The 20,801-nt window shown below is 40.4% G+C and carries 22 protein-coding genes and 1 riboswitch; of the genes, 7 read left to right on the forward strand and 15 right to left on the reverse strand.

What is annotated here, in order from left to right; genetic code table 11:
• Positions 1-192: 192 nt before the first annotated feature.
• From crcB to RMB03_RS01985, 4 genes are all read right to left on the reverse strand, one after another.
• On the reverse strand, positions 193-573 hold the full coding sequence (crcB, locus tag RMB03_RS01970) for a fluoride efflux transporter CrcB (protein WP_003654670.1): 381 nt from the start codon (positions 571-573) through the stop codon (positions 193-195).
• A gap of 124 nt (positions 574-697) precedes the next feature.
• Positions 698-764, reverse strand: a riboswitch (Fluoride riboswitch).
• A 44-nt stretch (positions 765-808) separates the two neighbouring features.
• The gene (locus tag RMB03_RS01975) at positions 809-1,219 is read right to left on the reverse strand and encodes a GFA family protein (RefSeq protein WP_311073456.1); all 411 of its coding nucleotides are present in this window, start codon (positions 1,217-1,219) and stop codon (positions 809-811) included.
• Between the two features lie 78 nt (positions 1,220-1,297).
• Complete coding sequence (locus tag RMB03_RS01980) at positions 1,298-2,503, reverse strand: TIGR03862 family flavoprotein (RefSeq protein WP_311073458.1); 1,206 nt, start codon at positions 2,501-2,503, stop codon at positions 1,298-1,300.
• On the reverse strand, positions 2,493-3,131 hold the full coding sequence (locus RMB03_RS01985) for an SAM-dependent methyltransferase (protein WP_092707193.1): 639 nt from the start codon (positions 3,129-3,131) through the stop codon (positions 2,493-2,495). The genes RMB03_RS01980 and RMB03_RS01985 overlap by 11 nt, the downstream gene beginning before the upstream one ends.
• A gap of 87 nt (positions 3,132-3,218) precedes the next feature.
• Here RMB03_RS01985 and RMB03_RS01990 point away from each other — a divergent pair, with 87 nt between their 5' ends.
• Complete coding sequence (locus RMB03_RS01990) at positions 3,219-3,413, forward strand: DNA gyrase inhibitor YacG (protein WP_003654666.1); 195 nt, start codon at positions 3,219-3,221, stop codon at positions 3,411-3,413.
• Here the strand turns inward: RMB03_RS01990 and RMB03_RS01995 are convergent.
• From RMB03_RS01995 to RMB03_RS02015, 5 genes are all read right to left on the reverse strand, one after another.
• Positions 3,410-4,054 (reverse strand): MBL fold metallo-hydrolase, encoded by a 645-nt coding sequence (locus tag RMB03_RS01995; RefSeq protein ID WP_005045031.1) that lies wholly within the window; start codon positions 4,052-4,054, stop codon positions 3,410-3,412. The two genes, RMB03_RS01990 and RMB03_RS01995, sit on opposite strands and share 4 nt — an antisense overlap.
• A gap of 23 nt (positions 4,055-4,077) precedes the next feature.
• Positions 4,078-5,094, reverse strand: coding sequence for a ferrochelatase (hemH, locus tag RMB03_RS02000; protein WP_311073464.1), 1,017 nt, complete (start codon positions 5,092-5,094; stop codon positions 4,078-4,080).
• A 73-nt stretch (positions 5,095-5,167) separates the two neighbouring features.
• The gene (locus tag RMB03_RS02005; protein ID WP_311073466.1) at positions 5,168-6,172 is read right to left on the reverse strand and encodes a DUF4062 domain-containing protein; all 1,005 of its coding nucleotides are present in this window, start codon (positions 6,170-6,172) and stop codon (positions 5,168-5,170) included.
• A gap of 115 nt (positions 6,173-6,287) precedes the next feature.
• Positions 6,288-7,154, reverse strand: a complete 867-nt coding sequence (gene murI, locus RMB03_RS02010) for a glutamate racemase (RefSeq protein WP_004640924.1) — start codon at positions 7,152-7,154, stop codon at positions 6,288-6,290.
• A gap of 46 nt (positions 7,155-7,200) precedes the next feature.
• A complete protein-coding gene (locus RMB03_RS02015; RefSeq protein ID WP_004640922.1) occupies positions 7,201-7,812 on the reverse strand; it encodes a DUF1285 domain-containing protein in 612 nt (203 codons plus the stop codon).
• Positions 7,813-7,998: 186 nt separating this feature from the next.
• On the opposite strand from RMB03_RS02015, the gene RMB03_RS02020 reads away from it, so the two are divergent.
• A complete protein-coding gene (locus RMB03_RS02020) occupies positions 7,999-9,711 on the forward strand; it encodes an electron transfer flavoprotein-ubiquinone oxidoreductase (RefSeq protein WP_005037110.1) in 1,713 nt (570 codons plus the stop codon).
• 101 nt (positions 9,712-9,812) lie between these two features.
• Here RMB03_RS02020 and RMB03_RS02025 read toward each other — a convergent pair whose 3' ends face one another.
• Together RMB03_RS02025 and tusA are read right to left on the reverse strand one after the other, a co-directional pair.
• Positions 9,813-10,193, reverse strand: a complete 381-nt coding sequence (locus RMB03_RS02025; protein ID WP_311073472.1) for a hypothetical protein — start codon at positions 10,191-10,193, stop codon at positions 9,813-9,815.
• A 132-nt stretch (positions 10,194-10,325) separates the two neighbouring features.
• Entirely contained in the window at positions 10,326-10,583 is a 258-nt protein-coding gene (tusA, locus tag RMB03_RS02030; RefSeq protein WP_005037115.1) for a sulfurtransferase TusA, read from the reverse strand.
• 185 nt (positions 10,584-10,768) lie between these two features.
• On the opposite strand from tusA, the gene RMB03_RS02035 reads away from it, so the two are divergent.
• Both RMB03_RS02035 and lnt read left to right on the forward strand, forming a co-directional pair.
• Positions 10,769-11,608, forward strand: coding sequence for an HlyC/CorC family transporter (locus tag RMB03_RS02035; RefSeq protein WP_004794939.1), 840 nt, complete (start codon positions 10,769-10,771; stop codon positions 11,606-11,608).
• The gene (gene lnt / locus RMB03_RS02040; protein WP_311073477.1) at positions 11,605-13,164 is read left to right on the forward strand and encodes an apolipoprotein N-acyltransferase; all 1,560 of its coding nucleotides are present in this window, start codon (positions 11,605-11,607) and stop codon (positions 13,162-13,164) included. Before RMB03_RS02035 ends, lnt begins: the two co-directional genes overlap by 4 nt.
• A 1-nt stretch (position 13,165) precedes the next feature.
• On the opposite strand, the gene RMB03_RS02045 is transcribed toward lnt, so the two are convergent.
• Positions 13,166-13,504, reverse strand: a complete 339-nt coding sequence (locus RMB03_RS02045) for a tRNA-binding protein (RefSeq protein ID WP_080026224.1) — start codon at positions 13,502-13,504, stop codon at positions 13,166-13,168.
• Positions 13,505-13,747: 243 nt separating this feature from the next.
• On the opposite strand from RMB03_RS02045, the gene RMB03_RS02050 reads away from it, so the two are divergent.
• Entirely contained in the window at positions 13,748-14,011 is a 264-nt protein-coding gene (locus RMB03_RS02050) for a DUF2798 domain-containing protein (RefSeq protein ID WP_003654645.1), read from the forward strand.
• 64 nt (positions 14,012-14,075) lie between these two features.
• Here the strand turns inward: RMB03_RS02050 and RMB03_RS02055 are convergent, their stop codons facing one another.
• The 3 genes from RMB03_RS02055 to gspF all read right to left on the reverse strand — a co-directional run bounded on the left by RMB03_RS02055 (position 14,076) and on the right by gspF (position 16,502).
• Complete coding sequence (locus RMB03_RS02055; RefSeq protein WP_003654643.1) at positions 14,076-14,420, reverse strand: hypothetical protein; 345 nt, start codon at positions 14,418-14,420, stop codon at positions 14,076-14,078.
• Positions 14,421-14,688: 268 nt separating this feature from the next.
• Positions 14,689-15,273 carry a type II secretion system major pseudopilin GspG gene (gene gspG / locus RMB03_RS02060; protein ID WP_311073608.1) on the reverse strand — a complete coding sequence of 195 codons (585 nt, stop codon included), beginning with the start codon at positions 15,271-15,273 and terminating at the stop codon, positions 14,689-14,691.
• Positions 15,274-15,296: 23 nt separating this feature from the next.
• Positions 15,297-16,502, reverse strand: coding sequence for a type II secretion system inner membrane protein GspF (gene gspF, locus RMB03_RS02065; protein WP_005045048.1), 1,206 nt, complete (start codon positions 16,500-16,502; stop codon positions 15,297-15,299).
• A 148-nt stretch (positions 16,503-16,650) separates the two neighbouring features.
• On the opposite strand from gspF, the gene RMB03_RS02070 reads away from it, so the two are divergent.
• Both RMB03_RS02070 and RMB03_RS02075 read left to right on the forward strand, forming a co-directional pair.
• Complete coding sequence (locus tag RMB03_RS02070) at positions 16,651-18,879, forward strand: primosomal protein N' (protein WP_017388466.1); 2,229 nt, start codon at positions 16,651-16,653, stop codon at positions 18,877-18,879.
• Between the two features lie 76 nt (positions 18,880-18,955).
• Positions 18,956-20,800, forward strand: a complete 1,845-nt coding sequence (locus RMB03_RS02075) for a monovalent cation:proton antiporter-2 (CPA2) family protein (protein WP_311073482.1) — start codon at positions 18,956-18,958, stop codon at positions 20,798-20,800.
• Position 20,801: the final 1 nt, after the last annotated feature.

Raw genomic sequence — 20,801 nt, forward strand, 5'->3', positions numbered from 1 at the left:
TCATTTACTATCGTGACAAGCGGCAAGGATGCCGCTGTTTCGCTGTGCTATAAGGATGTAGCATCAGCGAAACAAAAGATTTTTGCTTACTTTTGATCTTTCAAAAGTAAGGTATGCCTATACAAATGGTGTTGGAGAATATTGTAAAACAGAGGCCGTGCCATATATATCGTGCCTTAAACATCTGAATAATCAGTTGCCTGCTACCCAATAATAAGTCGCCAAACCCAAACACGTAAAAATTAACGACCCAATTAAATGAATAGAAATCCCCAACATCGCCATTCCCAACTTACCACTTTGCAATAAAGTGACAATCTCAATTGAGAAGGTTGAAAAGGTGGTTAAAGCACCACAAAAACCAGTAATCACAAAAAGTTTATAGTTTGGACTTAAGTCACTATGAGCAAAGTAGGCAATCGCAAAACCAATAATAAACCCGCCGACCAAGTTAACAGTAACGGTACCCAATGGAATTTGAGGATAAATCGGATTGAGTTTTAAGCCTAAGAACCAACGTAACCAAGCCCCTAGAACGGAACCTAGAGCAATTGAAAGTAGAGAGTAATACATAGGACGACCCCTTTAGATAGACGCTAAAAGAGTAAAAAAGCATGAAGGTAAATGTGACATGGCGTACTCCAAAAATAAGCAAAGTACGCAATAACCTACGCACCCAGCGATATAAATACATGAGGGTAACGTAGGCATCATTAGCCAATACGGCGGTTTTTCAAGGGAAGAATGCCATCTCCCTATTTTGATTATATTAGTCCATCTAAAAGTTGATTGAAATATACTTTTTTAATTATGGACGTTCAGCATACTGCGGCAAATCGTCCTTAATACATTCCCACTCTGCTTTTGAAGCAGCAAAAATATGCATCGTTGGTTTTTGATCTAATAGTGTATCCAGAGTACCAATTCTTAAACGATATAGTTCAGGCTGTCCATCACGCGAGCTAATCAAAGGTGAACCACATTCACTACAGAACCAACGATACACACCTTCCACAGCAAATTTTTTGACTAATTCTTCGCCTTGGGTAATTTTAAAATCTGCACTTTTAACAGGAGCATTCGTGGCAAATGCTGTTCCATTGGCTTTTCGGCATCGTTGGCAGTGGCACTGAATAATATCTCCGATATCGCCTTTAATTTCATAGCGAATGCCTTGGCATAAACAACTTCCCTGATAGACTGGTGATGCTTGAGACATGTGATCGCAACTCCTATTATTATTGATCGCTCAAAAATAACACTTTTCACCTATCAAACATAGCGCCAAATGAAGCACTTATCGCTCCAAGAATGAACGCACACCCTCTCCCGCGGCTCGCCCTGTGGCAAAGCATGCTGTAAGCAAATAACCACCTGTAGGTGCATCCCAATCTAGCATTTCACCGCAGCAAAACACCCCTGATATTTCTTTGAGATTTAAACTTTCGGACAGTGCTTCTTGCTTAATGCCTCCCGCACAACTAATCGCTTCTTCAATGGGTCTAAAGCCCTCTAACTTGATTTGAAGTGCTTTGATTTGCTGAGCCATGGCATCTGGTTGGTTCCATAATGCTTTATCAACCACTTCTCTGATTAAGTTAATCTTGGCTGTGTCTAAGCCTGCTTTACGCCAGATATTAGTCAGAGATTGTTTCTTACCACCCTGTAATTTTTTAACTAATAGCGGCATTTCTACATCAGGCAATAAATCTAAAAATAGATTTAAGCTTTGCCCTTGTTTTTGCTGTTCTCGTAAGGCACGCCCGAGTTTATAAATAACCCCACTTTCTAAACCATAGTGAGTAATCACAATATCACCATGTGTAATTTGGCTAGGATCGACCCATGCATGGACGCGTTTTAAGGGCTCACCAAAACAACTTTCCATAAAAGTAGACCAAACATGCAAGACCCCTGCATTGCTTGGCTGGAAAGGCTCAATATTAGATTGATGAATCCATTGCTGCCATGCACCATCACTACCTAATTGTGACCACGACACAGCCCCACATGCCAATACCACAGCATCATATTGCTGGGTAAAAGTTTCAGTGTTTTGATTATTCTGATTTTGCAAAGTCACTGTTGTACCTTGCAAATCAATACAACGATGACGATAAAAGAATTTAACCTGCTGTTCTGCCAAGCGTTTTAGCCAAGCACGTAATAGAGGTGCAGCTTTCATTTCGACAGGAAAAATACGACCAGAGCTGCCCACATAAGACTCAATTCCAAGACTTTTCATCCAGTCTTGAATCCAGACGGCATCCCACTTTTCAATCCAAGGTTTTAGCCATTCTGGACGGTCGTAACGCTCAATAAACTGTGCTAATGGTTCAGCGTGTGAGATATTTAACCCTGTTTTACCTGCCATAAGAAACTTACGCGCAGCAGATGGTTTTTGTTCATATATATCAATGTCATAAGCATATTGGCTCAGCACCTCCGCCGCCATTAAACCAGCCGGACCAGCACCAATAATGGCAACCCGCTTATTCGCCATGAGTCTGCCCTTGTAGCGGCGCAAAATCATCAAAACGTGTGCTGTAGCCTTCAGGCTTGGTCATAATGAGTTGCTGACAAAGCTCGCCACGCTCTAAATACTTAATTTCGAAATGAGTACGTGCAGAGGTTTGAGCAATTTTTTCTTTTTGATAAGGCAGCTTCCACACATGAATTAACTGCTGTTCTGCTTCTTCAATATATTCAGGAATATTACTTGCCAATGTAATGGTTCCACCTGTTTGCAGGCGTGAGATTAAGAACTCAAAAAATGGCATATTCAACCAGCGCTGTGCCGGATTATGTGGTTCTGGATTTGGATAGAGTATAAAGAAATGTTCAACTTGAGCAGGGTGTAAAGCGTGTACAACCCAAGGTAAAGCATCTGCATGTACAGGTACCAAATTATCTCTTGGTTCCAAACCATGCTGTTTTTGCATTGCCAAGAATTTTTCTCGGGTTCGTTCAATTGCATATAACGTATGCTGTGGCTGTTGGCCGGTAAAGAGCAAAGCATGTTTACCCTTGCCAGCACCAATTTCAACACAAATCGGTGTATTTTCAATTGGGGTAAAATCACGAGGCGCTTGCATACGTTGTGCTTGAAATTGACGAATCGGCATAATCACATCAAACTAAATAAAAATCGGCATAAGTCTAACAAGTCACCTGACTTTTGCCTAATCTATTTCTCTTCACTTTGAGGATATCGCTATATGCCACGTACATTTCCCTGCCCACGTTGTGGTGGACCAAGTGTTTGGGAAGGTAATGAGTTTCGTCCGTTTTGCTCAGAACGCTGTAAATTAATTGATTTAGGCGCTTGGGCAAACGATGAATATAAATTGCCTACCCAAGATGCTCCTCAGCAAAACAAGGGTAGTCAAAATGAAGATGATTATGAGGATTAACCTGCTTTACCAGCGACAAACGGGTTAAATTGTTTTTCATAGCCAATGGTACTCATCGGGCCATGTCCAGAAATAAACTGAGTATCATCTGGCAAACTAAAACATTCACGTTTAATCGATTCAATTAACTGATCATGATTGCCACGCGGGAAGTCTGTTCGTCCAATCGAACCTTTAAACAGAACATCACCCGTCCAAAGTAAGCCATGATTTTTATTATAGAAAACAACATGTCCTGGTGTATGCCCCGGTGCAAAGCGCACCTCAAACTCATCTTCACCAAGTTTTAGCACTTCGCCACCTTCAAGCCATTGATCGACTTTAACAGGCTGCGGAATTGGGAAACCATACCGTGCTGAAACTTCCTGAATCATGTCTAACCAGAATTGATCTTCTTTATGTGGACCAATAACTGGAACGCTCCATTCTTTAGCAAGCTCACCCACCGCTCCTGCATGGTCTAAATGCCCATGAGTCAGCCACAGGGCCTTGACTTTTAAACCTAAGGCTTCTACTTCTTTTTTCAAAACAGCAGCGTCACCACCAGCATCAATCAAAACTGCTTCTTTCGTTTCACTGTCCCAAACGAGGGAACAATTTTGAGCAAATGCAGTAACTGGAACAATTTTGACTTGCAGCATAAAAACCTCTGGCTAAAACACAATTAACGGTGGGCTAAGGTATGGGTAAGGGCATCAAGATTAGCCTGAACTAAACCTGCAAGCAAATCAATATGAGCCTGATCGCTATTTAAAGCCGGAATATAAGCATAGCTTCCACCGCCTGCTTGTTGAAATAGTTCAGCATTTTGAATCGCTAATTCTTCAAGCGTTTCTAGACAATCGGCAGAAAAAGCTGGACTTAACACCTGAACAGACTTAACACCTTGCTGCGCCCAATCTTGTAGCAGCTGGTCGGTATAAGGTTTCACCCATTCTTGTTTTCCAAAACGCGACTGGAAACTAATTGCCCATTCATCATCTTTTAAATGTAAGGCTTCGGCCACCAGCTTTGCTGTGATGCGACAACGGTCTGCGTAAGGGTCACCTTTGTCTGCATATGGTTGTGGAATACCATGAAATGACATCAATAGTTTTTCAGGTCTGCCATGCTGCTCTTGGTAAGCTAAAACGCTTTCTGCCAATGCCTGAATAAACATTGGATGCTGATAATAGTCTTTAATAATCGTCAGCCCCGGCAAATTCCGCTGTTTAGGAATCCATTTGGCAAACGCGTCGTATAACGGCGCTGTAGATGTTGCGGAATACTGAGGAAACAAAGGTAATAAAATGACATGTTCTTGCGGGTTAGCCGCCAATTTTTCTAAAACTGCATCAATCCCCGGATTTCCATAGGTCATTGCGGGTACCACAGTTAAATCAAACTGTTTATTTTCCTGCTGTAGATAAGCCTGCACACGTTTGGTTTGTTCAAACACAATTTCACGCATTGGCGAATCTGCGGACCATACCGAATCATAGGCATGCGCCACTCTTTTCGGGCGAAAAGGCAAAACAAACAGATTTAAAATTATCCACCAGATCAGTTTCGGTATTTCAATCACGCGTGAATCAGATAAAAACTGTTTTAAAAAACGGCGCACCGCAGGCACAGTCGCCTCATCTGGTGTGCCTAAATTCGCTAAAATGACAGTAACTTTCGGTTTTTGTTCAAACGACATGTGTAAATGCCTTTCAGTTCATCTTATGACACTAATGTAACAGTTTTCATTGTCATATATAAATTGAATCGCTCTAAGCTTTTAATCGAACGCCCCGATGATTCCATTTATAGCTCAGCAATATCTTTTGAGCTTTAGTGGTTAGTTTCCATAGGCCATATGATTGTTCAGTTTGAGTTGGAACAATCCAGCCTTGGGATTGCATTTGATTTTTAATTCGAAACAGTGCTTTATGATTAATCTGTGCGCAGGCCACCGCATGTGCTCGTGGTAATTCCTGACGAGCATCCTCTAAGCCAGCCTGATTTAAATATTCATTCAGACAAGCTGCAAAATTCTCTTCTGGCATCGCTGTTTCAAAGCGCTTTGCCAGCACGCTTAACAACTGAGACCAAGTCATTTGTCGTTGACGTTTAAGCTCTTTAAAGTTGCCATCCTGAAATGCTTGAATCTGATATTCAAATGCAAAAATATCTTGCGGTGCAACTTCATTTAAGTGTGTAGATGGCTCGGTTACTCGCTGTTCTAACTGTAAAATTTTACTTTTTAATAGCTTAATTTCGTCTTCTAAGTGATGAGCTTGATGTGCAGGAACCCAGCCTTTTCCCCCATACTGCTCAATCATTAAAGGGATATTTAAACGAACAGCCAACTCCAGTTCACGTGGAGTTTTAAAGTAAAAAATATGCTCTGCTTCGTGTAATAATTTTTTTCTAAATGCGAGAAATTTATCTTTAAGTTGTGAATGTGTTTCTTGTAAATCTATTTCACGGTTTTCTGGCTGTTCATGCATGAAAACAATAATCGGTTTCGCCTGACTTAACGCATATTCATACTCTAAAGACAGATAACTCACACCAGAAATCGCTTGTTCTCCATACTGGCTGCCTAAAAGTAGGATTACATAATCACATTCATCAATCTGTCGACGTGCAAGTGTAGTGGTTAAAGGTGTTCGATGCTCTAATCCCCAAGCAAAGAAACCCATCCCTACCAAAGTTTGAGACAAAACCATTCGCTCTGGCTGCATATCGCGGCCAGACGTTGAAATAAAAATCTGATAGCGTGTATCGAGCATAACAATACCCTTTCGCCCCATGATCTGTATGTGACTTAAAATCAGCCAAGATCATGAACCGCCCCAAATAAAATAATAAATCTAAAAAACACTACTTTCTAAACGATGAAAAAAACTAGTTCAGATTATGAAGTGTCCAAGTTAACTCTTGTGGAATCATATGTTGTAAAACAGGTTGCAGTGCCTCAGCATTATTTCCGCTGACATAACATTCAATACGTGCAACATTCTGACCTATTTGGTCACATAATAACGCATTTTTTATTAAAATACGGGCTGTTTGTCGGGCTACTGCTAATCCCGAATCAACCAGTGTGAATTGGTTATCAAAAAGATGATGAATTGCTTCATTTAAGAAAGGATAATGAGTACAACCGAGCACTAAATAGTCTGCACCTTGCTCAGCGGCAGGCTGTAAAACCTCTTTTAATGCGTTTAAACATGCCTCCCCCATTTGCTGCCCTGCTTCCACACAAGGAACAAGTTCGAGGTTGGTTAAAGTCATCACTTTAACACCTGCTGGAACAGCAAACTTTTCAACAACATCTTTAATGAGTTGTCCTCGAAAAGTAGCAGGTGTCGCCAACACGGCAACCACTTTAGAGCGTGTTTGTAATACGGCAGGTTTTAATGCTGGAACTAACCCAACAATTGGAAAGTGTTCACCATAATGCTCGCGTAAATGGTCAAGACTAAATGCTGAAGCTGTATTACAGGCAACCACCGCAATTTTGCAGCCTTGGCGATATAGCCAATCGACGGCCCGAGCCGTGAGTTCCCTAATTTCGTCATCGGAACGTGGACCATAAGGAACATAGGCAGTATCGGCATAATACACAATACGTTCGTTTGGCAAATATCTGGCAATTTCTGCTGCAACTGACATTCCTCCAATTCCCGAATCAAAAATACCAATTGGAGCATCAGCAGATGCGTTAGGCATAGGTTCTAGATCGGTAAATAGAGGTTGTATGGCTGTCATGGCTGTACTGAAGTGTCGGAAATTTTCACTTCCTAAAGCTTAAACCTCAAGTGCCTAATTGCAAGAGCAAATTACCACTTTTTAACTCTAAAATGGTTTCACCATTCTCTTTTTCAATGAGTGTTCCATAGTTCACTAAATGATAAAAAGACTGACGTTGAATAAGGGCGTTAATTCCAAAACGTACATGCACATAAGGACGCAATTCCCCGTCATATTCACGCATAAAAATTGGATGTTCAGCATCGACCAAAATCACATCTTGATTAGTCGTAGTCAGTTGTAAAAACTGATCACCTGAAATTTCAACCTGATCTACCTGATTGACTAATAAAGGTTCATCTTCGACCTCAATTTCAATTTGTTCTACGGGGGTTTTCAGGTAGAATTTACCCTCTTCTTTCCATAGGACTTTGGTAAATAGATCTAATAGGGCTTGGCGCTTAATCAATTGACCTTCGTGCCACCATTCTCCATTGGCTTTAACCGTCAAATCCATTTTGCCGCAATGCTTTGGATGCCACTGCTCTAAAGGTGGAATTGACCTTTTGTGACTTTGCTGTACACCTTTTAAGTATTGTGCAATGTTCATTAAGTTTTTATCATCAGATAACGGTATTTTTCCCATATCCGATGGGGAATTATTTTGATTTACCATAGTTTATGCCTTGCTGACGAAAAAATATGACGACTCAGCCAATTGGCTAGATCATGGTTTAAAACTATACTAGCCAAAACGATAAAAGGCACAATAGCATATTTGCGCCTATGGATTAAAACACTCACGGCAGCACCGAATTTCTGAATATGACGGTTGCCACCTTTAAGTATTGAGGAGTCCTACATGGAACACATCGAACGTGAATCGATGGAGTTTGACGTTGTCATCGTAGGTGCAGGACCTGCAGGTCTATCTGCTGCGATTAAGATCCGTCAATTAGCGATTGAAAATAACTTACCCGATCTTTCTGTTTGTGTAGTTGAAAAAGGCTCTGAAGTAGGTGCGCATATCTTGTCTGGTGCTGTGCTTGAGCCACGTGCCATCAACGAACTTTTCCCGAACTGGAAGGAAGAAGGTGCGCCTTTAAACGTACCTGTAACTGAAGATAAAACTTTCTTCTTGTTATCAGACACCACATCTAAAGAAGTGCCTCACTGGATGGTTCCTAAAACCATGCATAACGATGGCAATTATGTTATCTCTTTAGGTAACGTGGTTCGCTGGTTAGGCCAAAAAGCTGAAGAATTAGAAGTATCTATCTTCCCTGGCTTTGCTGCATCTGAAGTGCTTTACCATGAAGACGGTACTGTAAAAGGTATTCAAACTGGTGACATGGGTATTGGTAAAGATGGCGAACCAACGCATAACTTTACACCAGGCTATGAACTTCACGCTAAATACACCCTCTTTGCTGAAGGTTGCCGTGGTCACTTAGGTAAACGCCTGATTGCAAAATATAACCTCGATAAAAATGTTGATCCTCAGCACTACGGTATCGGGATTAAAGAGCTTTGGGAAATCGACCCTGCAAAACATAAACCGGGCTTAGTCATGCACGGTGCAGGTTGGCCATTGGCTGAAACAGCTTCTTCAGGTGGCTGGTGGTTATACCACGCTGAAAACAACCAAGTAACTTTGGGTATGATTGTGGACTTGTCTTATGAAAATCCACACATGTATCCATTTATGGAAATGCAGCGCTGGAAAACTCACCCACTGATTAAACAGTTTTTAGAAGGTGGGAAGCGTATTTCTTACGGCGCACGTGCTGTAGTGAAAGGCGGTTTCAACTCATTGCCTAAATTGACTTTCCCAGGCGGTTGCTTGATTGGTGATGATGCAGGTTTCTTAAACTTTGCAAAAATCAAAGGTTCACACACTGCCATGAAATCAGGCATGTTATGTGGTGAAGCTGTTTTTGAAGCCATTGCTGCCGGTGTAGAAAAAGGCGGTGACCTTGCCATTGCACGTGTTACCGAAGGCGAAGATTTATTCACTAAAGAATTAACGTCATACACTGACAAATTTAACAACAGCTGGTTAAAAGAAGAGCTTTACAACTCTCGTAACTTTGGTCCAGCAATGCATAAATTCGGTCAGTGGATTGGTGGTGCATTTAACTTTATCGACCAGAATGTCTTTAAAGTTCCATTTACTTTGCATGACTTGAAGCAAGACTTCGCTGCATTGAAAACGGTTGATGCAACCAGCTTCAAGCCAAACTATCCAAAACCAGATGGCAAGTTGACTTTTGACCGCTTATCTTCTGTGTTTATTTCAAACACGGTTCATGAAGAAAACCAGCCAGCTCACTTGAAGTTGACTGATGCTTCAATTCCAGTGAATGTGAACTTACCGAAATGGGATGAGCCTGCACAGCGCTACTGCCCAGCTGGTGTTTACGAAATCATGGAAGATAATGATGGCTCTAAACGCTTCCAGATTAACGCAGCGAACTGTGTTCACTGTAAGACCTGTGATATTAAAGACCCATCTCAGAACATCACATGGGTAACACCAGAAGGTGGTGGTGGTCCGAATTACCCTAATATGTAATTCCTTGCGTCACGGCAAAGCATTGCTTTGCTAACCGTACCTCATATCCAAACATGCAATAAAAAAGCCCCGATTATTCGGGGCTTTTTATTGGAATTCGCTTATTGAAAAGGCGGTATTTTTGCTACGTTTAAATTAAGATTCTTTTTATAAAAAATAAATGTGCCTAATAAAAATAGGCCAAGAAAACCAAAGTTTCGAGCTAAATCGAAGTACCAAACCGATTTACCAAGTAATAAATCAAGAATTAACATGAACCCCATAAATCTTGTATGCAAAATCAGACTCATCTTTATTTTTGGTTCGGGAGCAAAATATGTATTTCTATAACCCAACAGAATTGAGCCAAAAATAATAATAGTAACTAAAATAATGGTGGCAAGAGTTTCAGATAACCAAGAAGTCTCTATATGTAATAAACCAGCAATAGAGAAAAACCAAAGACAAATAAATAAGATTCGTTTCACAAAATAATCATTCATTTTTATACGTCATTTATATACATCATTTTATAGATTATATAACGATTCTTATTTGTGAAAAATTATCATTTCAAATTAAATTTGAATTATTAATGGCTTCTAACAGTCTTTATTAGAAGCCTTATTATTCTATTACCCTTTCTTCACCAAATAATGAAATTCTTTATGACCATTTTCATCTAAGCGTTCTTCTTGCAAAAGCAACTCATGGCCTAAATGCATACAAAATTTAGGAATATCCCACGAGGTCGAGTTGTCTGTTGCGAAGACTTCAACCACATCGCCAGATTTAGATTTGCGGATGGCTTGATGCAACATCATGACAGGTTCAGGACAACGTAAACCACGTGTATTAATTTGGACAGTAGGTGAAATGGATTGTTCCGACATAACAAACTCGAACAAATAGAATTTTCACATTTTAGCATAAACAAATTACTGACCTGTTAACTGTAACTGGCTTTTACATAACAATATGCGTTTTGTCTTTTAGCTGGTTTTATAGATGCATATGCATCTTTTCTTCGGTATGATTCAAAGTATTCATTTGATAGATTGAGTCTTTAGGAAAGATCATGCAAGAGGAACCAAGTCCATCGTGGGGAATGCGAGGCTTACGTAAATGGTTAGGTACAGCACCAGAAACCCGTGATGAATTATTAAAATTAGTCCAAAATTCACGCCGCTTTTTAGAACCAGATACTGTTGCCATGCTTGAAGGTGTTCTTGACCTTCCTGCTACAAAAATTCGTGAAGTCATGACACCACGTACAGCAATGATCAGTTTGCAAGAAGATGATCAGTTACTTGATATTCTTGATGTACTGGTCGAGTCTGCTCACTCACGCTTTCCAGTCTTCTCTTCTGATCAGCCTGATAATGTTGTCGGGATTTTGCTCGCAAAAGATTTGTTGCCATTTCTAACTGAACCGAATACCAAAGTGGATATTCGAGTTCTGATGCGTCAACCTTTATTTGTTCCAGAAAGTGCGCGTTCCGATCAGGTACTACGCATGTTGAAACATACTCAGACTCACATTGCGATTGTGATTGATGAATATGGTTCAACGGCTGGTCTTGTTACGCTTGAAGATATTCTTGAAGAGATCGTTGGCGAAATCGAAGACGAACATGACACTGCTGATGAAGATGCTCAGTACATTGTTCCTGACAATGACCATACGGTAGCAAATGCATGGATGGTGCAAGCACTTACACCAATTGAACATTTCAATACTGTTTTAGATGCTGATTTTTCTGACGATGAAGTAGAAACTGTCGGCGGTTTATTGCTTCAAGAGATTGGTCTGGTAAGTGATTTACAAGGTCAAACTGTTGAGCTTGGAAATTGGTTATTTACAATTGTTGAAGCAGATGCCCGCACTATTCATCTGATTCGAGCTGTACGTCAATGAGAGCATACTTTGAAAAGTTGTTAGATTCTTCGCAACAACAAAAACAGCTTCCTTTAATTTTTCCTTTACTCATTGCTTTATTTTCAGGTGCCGTATTCAGTTTTTCACTGGCACCTTATTATTGGTGGTGGTTGGCAATATTATCTCCTGCCCTACTCTATGCATCATTACATAACCGCTCAGCCAAACAAGCTTTTGCTATTGGCTTGAGTTATGGCTTTGGTTTATGGTTTGTGGGAGCTTTCTGGCTCTACACGTCCATCCATGTATATGGCGATACCAATGCGTTTCTAAGCGTTTGTATGATTGCCATTATGGCCCTTGTGATGGGTCTGTTTACTGCATTTCAAACTTGGGTGTATCGACGTTTCTTCCCTGAAACACCACTGACTTTCGCACCACTCTGGATTGTTTTTGAGTGGGCAAAAACTTGGGTATTTACAGGTTTTCCATGGCTGTTTGTGGGTTATGCTTTTACCGAACGTTTACTCGATGGTTATGCGCCTCTATTCGGTATTTATGCAATTTCCTTTGTCGTCATTGTATTAGCCTGTGCTTTAGTTGAAGTTCTGCGTAAGCGTATTTTCTGGGTTATCCCTTCTGCCCTGTTGGTTTTAGGCGCGTGGGGAGCATCATATATACAGTTTGTAAAACCTAAAGCTGCCAAGCCGCTTAGTGTTTCACTCATTCAGGGCAATATTCCACAAGATTTAAAATGGCTAACCGAATATCAAGTTAGAACATTAGAGATTTATGCAGGTTTGACTCAATCTGAATGGGGCCGTGACTTAATTGTATGGCCTGAATCTTCAATTCCACTCTTCCAAACCGATATCGAACCGTTTTTGGATGCAATGGATGCACAAGCTAAAAAGAACCACACTGCATGGGTAACCGGAATTCCTTACTGGGATGTTACCAAATCACATGAAGTTGGTAGCCCACTGTATTACAACAGTATTATGGCTTCTGGAAGCGATTCCAGTGGTCTATATAAAAAGCAACGTCTTGTTCCGTTTGGTGAATACATCCCTCTTTCAGGTTTACTCTCTTGGGTATTACCGGCCATGCAAAATGATATTAGCATGAGTGGTTTTACACGTGGCGAGAGGGACCAAAAACCACTTATGATTAAGGGGCACGCGCTTGCCGCTGCGATTTGTTATGAAGTGGCTTATCCAAACCTCACCCGACGTAATGCAGAAGACAGCGACTTTTTAGTGACTGTATCTAATGACGCTTGGTTTACTGGTACTGCTGGACCATTGCAACATTTACAAATGGTACAAATGCGAGCTAAAGAAAATGGCCGCTGGTTTATCCGTGCAACCAATACAGGTGTAACAGCCTTTATTGATCAAAATGGTCATATCACCGAACAAGCACCGATCGACAAAGAGTTTGTTTTGAGAGGTGATTTACCAGCGATGCAAGGTCAGACCCTTTATAACCGTTTAGGTGATTATCCAATTTTAGGATTTGCAGTATTACTGCTGGTTTTAGGTTGGGTTTATCGTCCTCGTAAAGTTGACGTTTCTTTTAAATCCCGCCGCTAACCTACAATAACTTTGTACCCAGAGGCACTTCAAACTCTGGGATACAAAGTGCTACATCACCATCTGCATTATGAAATCCTGTCACTAAACATTCTGACTGAATAGGTCCAATTTGTTTTTTGGGAAAATTCACTACCGCAACCACCAACTTACCAACTAAATCTTGTGGCTGATAGAGCTTAGTAATCTGCGCACTCGATTTACGTACCCCTAACTCTTCACCAAAATCTACATGCAAAATATAAGCAGGTTTACGAGCCTTTTCGAAAACTTCAGCTTGAATAATTTTACCCACGCGAAGCTCTACCTTTGAAAAATCACTCCACTCGATTTGTTCCATTTACTTTTTCTCATGTTCTTAAACATCTGATTTGAAGCATATAATATGTACAAATAAAGAAATACCCTCTTTTTATTTCCAGTTTGAAAAATTCATGCTAAATTAAATCTGCTCATCAAAAAGCCGTAAACGTTTACGTCAATCAACGTGCCAACATACCTCCAACAATGCTTGGAGCTATTTGTTCAAAATATTTTTATATTTTTGAATGGCACTGGCGTTTGTTGGTTTACGGAGTCAAAAATGCAAAACTCAAAATCTTTGTTTAGTTTTAAAAAACTTCCAAATCGCTATACATCTATCGTTTTACCCTTTCTTCTATCGATCATTATGACGTTTGTGGTTTCAATGATTAGTACATTACGAAGTTTGGGACTAGAAGAATTTTCCATTTATGTATGGATGTCTGCATGGGCTATTTCTTGGTTAATTGCTTTCCCAACGCTACTTTTCATCCTGCCTATCGTTCGTAAAATTACAGCAATGCTAGTACAACAACCTGCTTAAATTAAAAAATAAAACGTAGATATTCAGTCTACGTTTTATCTAAAAATTTGGTTTTAAAATATTATTAAAAAGCTATCGATAATTGCAAAGATAAATAAGCAACTAAACTCGATAAAAAGACCATCGGCACATAACGATAGGCTTTAAAAAGCAATTGCTCATATTTAGTGGATATTTGTTTAGCTTGCCAGACACTCGCTTTTAATGCAGTAAAGAAGCTCACCATTAACCATGCACTCACAATACTTAATGCAAAGAAACCAATCATGATTTGGCTACTTCCCTCGGTATTAAGCCATAGCTTTAAAAAAACTTCGGCAATCGGCAATAAACCCAAAATCAACAGGACAGACTTCAGCATTACCCAATGAAACTGAGTCAGTTCATCTACGATGAGAAATGCTTTCATTTAATCTCTCCTTTTAATGTAATAAAATGCTTTTTATTTATTATGCAAAGCTTTTATTTAAATATATAGCTTATTTTTCTCTACATTTTAACTTTCTTGTAACTATTAAATATGGGAATAATTCTTATTATAAGTCTCAAATATAACCATTAACTTTATTTCATATCTTTCAAAAACTTACTATATTTTTATGATTAAGAAAGATTATCAATTCGTATTTACCAGTTTATCTTTTTAAACGAATTGATAATCTCCATTATATTTTCAATTAAGGTTGGTAATAAATATCTGCATCATTACCTTCACCGCCCTCTTTGCCATCTGCACCAAACGAGTACAAATCAAAAGCTCGGCTATCTGCACCTGGAATTACATATTGAACATCATTTTTCCAACTATCTTTAGGATAACCACCTTTAACATATCCACCCGGCATCCAGTTTTTTGCTGTAGCAGGCTGATTCACTAAAGCATCTAGTCCACCTTCTTGCATTGTTGGGAAATGACCGTTATCGAGCTTGTACTGATCTAAAGCACCAGCCACACCTTTTAATGTAATTTGGGTGGTATCAATTTTAGCTTTTTCACTACGCCCCATGACATTTGGTACGATGAGCGCTGCTAACACGCCTAAAATCACAATCACAACCATAACTTCAATGAGGGTAAAGCCTGAGGCACGTTTCATTCGAACACCGTTCGAACGTGCCGCAAGTCCGAAAGCTACGCTTGAGGAACAGTCATTTGATAAAGAGCTACGCTTGGAATGGCACGTTGGCTCAAACTGATTTGAAACTGCAGATTCACTGTGTTGTTCCATCGCTGTTTCGCTTTGAATATTTTTTACTTTCATCATTATCTCTAATATCAAAGTTATTAAATCATATTGTTCATATTTACGATTGGCAGCATAACCGCGATTACAATAACCAGTACAATGCTTGCCATTAGAACCAGCATAAGCGGTTCAAGTAATGCCAGTAAGGTTGAAATAAATGTTGTAACCTCACGGTCTTGCATGGTCGATGCTCGTTCTAACATGCGGTCGAGCTCACCTGATGCCTCACCACTTCGAATCATTTGTACCATCATTGGTGGGAAATAACCACTGCGCTCAAGCTGCGTACCCAAGTTACCACCTTCTGTAACACGCTCAGCCGCATGGGCAATTGAATCGCGGATGACCCAGTTATTGGTGACGGCTGCACCAATTTTTAATGCATCGACCAACGGCACGCCTGAACGGGTCAAAATAGATAAGGTACTGGCAAATCGTGCCGAATTAATACCACGTGACAGTTTACCGAATAATGGCAATTTGAGTGTTAATCGATCAAAAGCATAATGCCCAGCTGTTGTTTTTAAAAACCGTACAAATGCGACAATTCCGACAACTGCAAAAATAATAATAAACACCCACGCATGGCGAATAAAATCACTGGCTTTCATTAAGGCGACCGTAATCCACGGTAGTGCATCTTTGTTTTGATCAAAAGTTTTAACAATTTCTGGCACAACAAAAGTCATTAAGCCCATGACAATAGCAAATGACATCAGCATTAAAATGATTGGGTAAATCATGGCACCCTGAACTTTCTTTTGCATGGCAAAACGGTTTTCGGTGTAATCCGAGAGCTGATCTAAAATCAGATCTAAATGCCCCGAACGCTCACCTGCAGCAACTGTTGCAATATAGAGGTCCGGAAAACGTCCAGATTGCTGCATACCTTGAGCTAAGGAATGCCCTTCCATGACTCGCGAACGAACAGACGATAAAAGATTTTGCACATGCGCTTTTTCACTTTGCTTGCTCACCGCACGTAAAGCTTCTTCTAAAGGAATTGCGGCTGCAACCAAAACAGAAAGTTGTCTGGTCATGAGTGCCAAATCATAGGCACTGAACTTTTTTTGAAATAACCCCTGACTCTGATGTTTATCTTTTTGTTCAACAGGGTCAACGCTAATTGGTGTCCATGCTTTATCGCGTAATTGTTGGCGAATCTGGCGTGCTGAGTCTCCCTCAAGCACTCCTTTTTGCTGCTTCCCTGAAGCATCAATGGCAGTAAATTGATATGCAGGCATGGTAATGTTCTAATTTTCCAAAAATAATAGTCGCTGCTGTTGCATCTATGCTACGCAATCATTCATATTCATTCTATAGCCTGTGTAGAATACCCAAGTCCTCTTCACGACGCTATGCCGTTTTTTAAAATTGACGAAATGAGCCTCTATGACCATAACGCCAAAGCCTGATTCAGTTGTTTATCGTGTGCGTGTTGCCGTACCTGTGCATCTGTACGACACTTTTGACTATACACTCACCGAAGCACAATATGAACGGGCTCAAGTAGGCTCACGCGTCGCTATTTCATTTGGGCGACAAAACCTAATTGGTATCATCACTGAAAAAGTGAATCCACATGAGCCATTTACAGGCAAATTTCAGCTTAAAGCCATTTCTGAACTTTTAGATGAACAACCCATTTTAGATGAACAAGTTTTAAGTTTATTGACATGGTCTGCACAATATTACCAATTTCCAGTTGGCGAGGTCATGCAAACCGCCCTTCCGGCTATACTACGTCAGGGCAAACCGATGGACGTTTTGTTCCATCTCTGGAAAATTACTCCATGCGACAATGTTGAGGCACTGCTTAAACGTTCAGTAAAGCAACAAGATGCTTATCAGATTTTAAAGTTACATCCTGCGGGAACAACAGAGAACATTCTCAATTTAAGTGGTGTAGAAACTGCAACACTTAAAGCACTAGAAAAGAAAGGTTTGGTTGAATGTACGCTTGAACCACACGACTTTAGCCCTACACCTGTTCAATTGGCACAAATGCCGCTCACGCTAAATGAAGACCAAAAGCAAGCAACCCAACAGGTTATTAAAGCACAGCATCAATACCAAGCATTTTTGCTAGATGGCTTAACAGGTAGTGGCAAAACCGAAGTTTATCTACACATCATGCACGAGGTGCTAAAGCAAGGTAAACAAGTACTGGTTTTGGTACCTGAAATTGGTTTAACTCCTCAAACCATTTCTCGTTTTAAGTCTCGTTTTAATTGTGATATTGCTTTATTGCATTCTGGCCTCAACGACTCCAAACGCTTACAAGCATGGCAACAGGCACAGACCGGAAAAGCATCTATTATTTTAGGGACACGCTCAGCGATCTATACACCGCTGCCACGTTTGGGCTTAATCATTTTAGATGAAGAGCACGACCTGTCTTATAAACAGCAAGAAGGCTTCCGTTACCATGCGCGTGATGTCGCACTGTACCGAGGGCACTTACAAAGCTGCCCTGTGATTTTAGGTTCGGCAACACCAAGTATTGATAGTTATTATTTGGTCGAAACTGGCAAGTTAACTTCGCTGCAACTCAACAAACGTGCTGGACATGCACTTTTGCCTAAAATGCATTTGATTGATCTTAAAATTGTCAAAAAACAGCATGGAATTAGCCAGCCTCTCATTGAACAAATCAAACATACTTTAGCTAGAAAAGAACAGGTTTTAATCTTTTTAAACCGTCGTGGTTATGCGCCTGTACTGGTTTGTGAAAGCTGTGGATGGCAAGCTAATTGTCCACATTGTGATGCACATTTTACTTTGCATACCCAGCCTTATTCTTATTTACATTGCCACCACTGTGGAACCATTCATCGCTTACCGGATCATTGCCCTGAATGTCAGCAAAAAAGCTTAAAAACTTTAGGTGCAGGAACAGCTAAGGTCGAAGAACACTTACAAGAATTATTTCCAGAGCATGACGTGATTCGGGTAGATCGTGACAGTACCAGTCGTGTCGGAAGCTGGCAAAAAATCTATGATCGCATTCATCAAAACAAACCAACAATTTTGCTCGGTACGCAAATGTTGGCAAAAGGTCACCATTTCCCACATGTGACTTTGGTTGCCATTTTAGATATTGATGCAGGGTTACTTAGTGTCGATATCCGTGCGCCAGAACGTACTGCGCAGTTAATTGTTCAAGTTGCTGGTCGTGCAGGTCGTGGTGAACACAAAGGCCATGTCTATTTACAAACCTTAAGACCCGATCACCCACTCCTAACCACACTCATCGAAAAAGACTATCGCGCGGTTGCCAAGCAAACACTGGCCGAGCGCAAAGTTGCTTTACTACCACCCTACCGCTATGCCGTACTCATACGTGCCGAGTCGAAGGATCGAGACTATACCTTGCATTTTTTAAATGAAGCTGCTGAGCAACTTCGCCAAGTTGCAGGTGAGATTGTTGATATTTGGGGACCTATTCCAGCACCGATGGAACGTAAAGCTGGGCGGTATCGTGCACACATGGTGATTTTATCTGCCGACCGCGCTCGTCTACATTTTTACTTAAGACAATGGTGGTCTCAATTGGTTCATGCCCCTAGACAGCATCAACTCAGGCTATCAATTGATGTCGATCCGCAAGAATTTAATTAGATGATTTGAATATCATGGTGTGAAGACGTCTTTTTCGTTTTACACTTAAAAGAGACTAATACATTCGAGGCAATGGATGTCATTCCTACTGCAAGCAACTATCTTTCTTGGAGCTTCTCTGATTTTAGTCCCTCTTGGCAAACGCCTAGGGATTGCAACAGTTTTAGGTTATTTATTTACAGGAATACTTCTGGGTCCTAGTGTTTTAAATATTGCTCATGACCCTGAAGCAATTATGGAACTTGCCGAATTCGGTGTCATTTTATTGATGTTCCTGATTGGCTTAGAATTAAGGCCACAGCGTTTGTGGGAAATGCGTGACTCTATTTTTGTAATGGGAAGTCTGCAAGTTCTTATTAGCGGTGGCGTTCTTATGCTGATCGTACTCTTCCTATTTCAACAACAACTTGCCGTCAGCTTTGTGGTTGGTTTTGCGCTGGCACTGTCTTCTACAGCCTTTGTATTACAGCTTCTGACTGAAAAACAGCAACTCAACACAACCTATGGTCAGCAGTCTTTTTCAATTTTATTATTTCAAGATATAGCTGCGATTCCGTTACTTGCAATTATTCCATTACTCGCAGGAACAGAATCAACCCATCATGGGATCGCTTATTTTGCGGCTATCATCGCAACATTCACTGGTCTATTTCTATTTAGTCGTTATGTGATGCGTCCATTTTTCCGTTTTGTTGCCAAAAGTGGAGCAACTGAACTCATTACGGCGGTAGGATTATTTATTATTCTTGCTGTCGTTTTGCTGATGGATACGTTAGGAATTAGCACGACATTAGGTGCTTTCCTCACAGGCGTATTATTAGCAGATTCCGAATTTCGTCACGAAGTTGAAGCCAGTATTGCACCGTTTAAAGGCCTACTACTTGGCTTATTCTTTATGACCGTGGGTATGACTACTCAACTGTCACTATTGATTGAAATGCCGTGGCTTATTATTGGTGGAGCAATCGGCTTACTAGTCATTAAAACACTGATATTGACCGCCATTGCACGCTATAAAAAGTATAGTTGGAATAACAGCCTACTATTAGGAACTTGTTTAGCTCAAGGCGGTGAGTTTGCTTTCGTTATTTTAAGCTTAGCTAAAAGTGAAAAGATTTTAACTCAAGCTTTATTAGAGCCTGTGACTCTTATTGTAACTTTGTCGATGGTACTCACGCCAGTGATTTACTGGTTTATGGCATACAAGGTCATTCCGCTTTTTAATAAAGAACGCCCGCCTGAGTACGATGAAATTCCTCAGCAAGAAAACCCGATTATCATTGCTGGTTTTGGTCGGTTTGGGCAAATTATTGCGCGTATTGCCCGCCTGCAACATCTAGGGTTTACCGCAATTGATAACAATCTTCATCAAGTCGACTTTGTCAGACGATATGGTGGATCACTTTATTATGGTGATGTAACCCAACCAGATTTACTGCGTTCTGCGGGTATTGAAAAAGCCAAAGTATTTATTTTAGCGATTGATGATGTCGAAGATTCTATGAATGTGGCACGTCATCTCAGATTAAATTATCCAAACTTAAAGTTATTGGCTCGCGCTCGTGATCGCCATCATGTACATCTTTTAAGAGATTTAGGCGTTGAATATATTTGGCGTGAGACGTATTTATCTTCATTAGGAATAGCTTATCAAGCCTTACGAGAACTCGGTATCTCTGACGAGCAAGCCTATAACAATATCGAAATCTTTCGGGATTATGATGAGAAATTGCTCATACAACAGCAAAGTATTTATACTGATGAACAGAAGATCTTTGAGACGCATCGTAACGCTTTAGCCGAACTTGAACATCTATTTGAAAGTGATGCTCAACAACAGGCCACGTCAAAACACGATGTGAATTTAAAGCGTCATTTACAGCCAAATCGCATTGATATTACAAGAGATCATCTAGAATAAC

The organism is Acinetobacter sp. V91_7 (assembly GCF_031799075.1).
Taxonomy (GTDB): Bacteria; Pseudomonadota; Gammaproteobacteria; order Pseudomonadales; family Moraxellaceae; genus Acinetobacter; species Acinetobacter calcoaceticus.

Excerpts from the sequence above, each read along its gene's own strand:
- crcB (WP_003654670.1), bottom strand. The coding sequence starts at position 573 with ATGTATTACTCTCTACTTTCAATTGCTCTAGGTTCCGTTCTAGGGGCT.
- RMB03_RS01975 (WP_311073456.1), bottom strand. The coding sequence starts at position 1,219 with ATGTCTCAAGCATCACCAGTCTATCAGGGAAGTTGTTTATGCCAAGGC.
- RMB03_RS01980 (WP_311073458.1), bottom strand. The coding sequence starts at position 2,503 with ATGGCGAATAAGCGGGTTGCCATTATTGGTGCTGGTCCGGCTGGTTTA.
- RMB03_RS01990 (WP_003654666.1), top strand. The coding sequence starts at position 3,219 with ATGCCACGTACATTTCCCTGCCCACGTTGTGGTGGACCAAGTGTTTGG.
- RMB03_RS01995 (WP_005045031.1), bottom strand. The coding sequence starts at position 4,054 with ATGCTGCAAGTCAAAATTGTTCCAGTTACTGCATTTGCTCAAAATTGT.
- hemH (WP_311073464.1), bottom strand. The coding sequence starts at position 5,094 with ATGTCGTTTGAACAAAAACCGAAAGTTACTGTCATTTTAGCGAATTTA.
- RMB03_RS02005 (WP_311073466.1), bottom strand. The coding sequence starts at position 6,172 with ATGCTCGATACACGCTATCAGATTTTTATTTCAACGTCTGGCCGCGAT.
- murI (WP_004640924.1), bottom strand. The coding sequence starts at position 7,154 with ATGACAGCCATACAACCTCTATTTACCGATCTAGAACCTATGCCTAAC.
- RMB03_RS02015 (WP_004640922.1), bottom strand. The coding sequence starts at position 7,812 with ATGGTAAATCAAAATAATTCCCCATCGGATATGGGAAAAATACCGTTA.
- RMB03_RS02020 (WP_005037110.1), top strand. The coding sequence starts at position 7,999 with ATGGAACACATCGAACGTGAATCGATGGAGTTTGACGTTGTCATCGTA.
- RMB03_RS02025 (WP_311073472.1), bottom strand. The coding sequence starts at position 10,193 with ATGAATGATTATTTTGTGAAACGAATCTTATTTATTTGTCTTTGGTTT.
- tusA (WP_005037115.1), bottom strand. The coding sequence starts at position 10,583 with ATGTCGGAACAATCCATTTCACCTACTGTCCAAATTAATACACGTGGT.
- RMB03_RS02035 (WP_004794939.1), top strand. The coding sequence starts at position 10,769 with ATGCAAGAGGAACCAAGTCCATCGTGGGGAATGCGAGGCTTACGTAAA.
- lnt (WP_311073477.1), top strand. The coding sequence starts at position 11,605 with ATGAGAGCATACTTTGAAAAGTTGTTAGATTCTTCGCAACAACAAAAA.
- RMB03_RS02045 (WP_080026224.1), bottom strand. The coding sequence starts at position 13,504 with ATGGAACAAATCGAGTGGAGTGATTTTTCAAAGGTAGAGCTTCGCGTG.
- RMB03_RS02050 (WP_003654645.1), top strand. The coding sequence starts at position 13,748 with ATGCAAAACTCAAAATCTTTGTTTAGTTTTAAAAAACTTCCAAATCGC.
- RMB03_RS02055 (WP_003654643.1), bottom strand. The coding sequence starts at position 14,420 with ATGAAAGCATTTCTCATCGTAGATGAACTGACTCAGTTTCATTGGGTA.
- gspG (WP_311073608.1), bottom strand. The coding sequence starts at position 15,273 with ATGAAAGTAAAAAATATTCAAAGCGAAACAGCGATGGAACAACACAGT.
- gspF (WP_005045048.1), bottom strand. The coding sequence starts at position 16,502 with ATGCCTGCATATCAATTTACTGCCATTGATGCTTCAGGGAAGCAGCAA.
- RMB03_RS02070 (WP_017388466.1), top strand. The coding sequence starts at position 16,651 with ATGACCATAACGCCAAAGCCTGATTCAGTTGTTTATCGTGTGCGTGTT.
- RMB03_RS02075 (WP_311073482.1), top strand. The coding sequence starts at position 18,956 with ATGTCATTCCTACTGCAAGCAACTATCTTTCTTGGAGCTTCTCTGATT.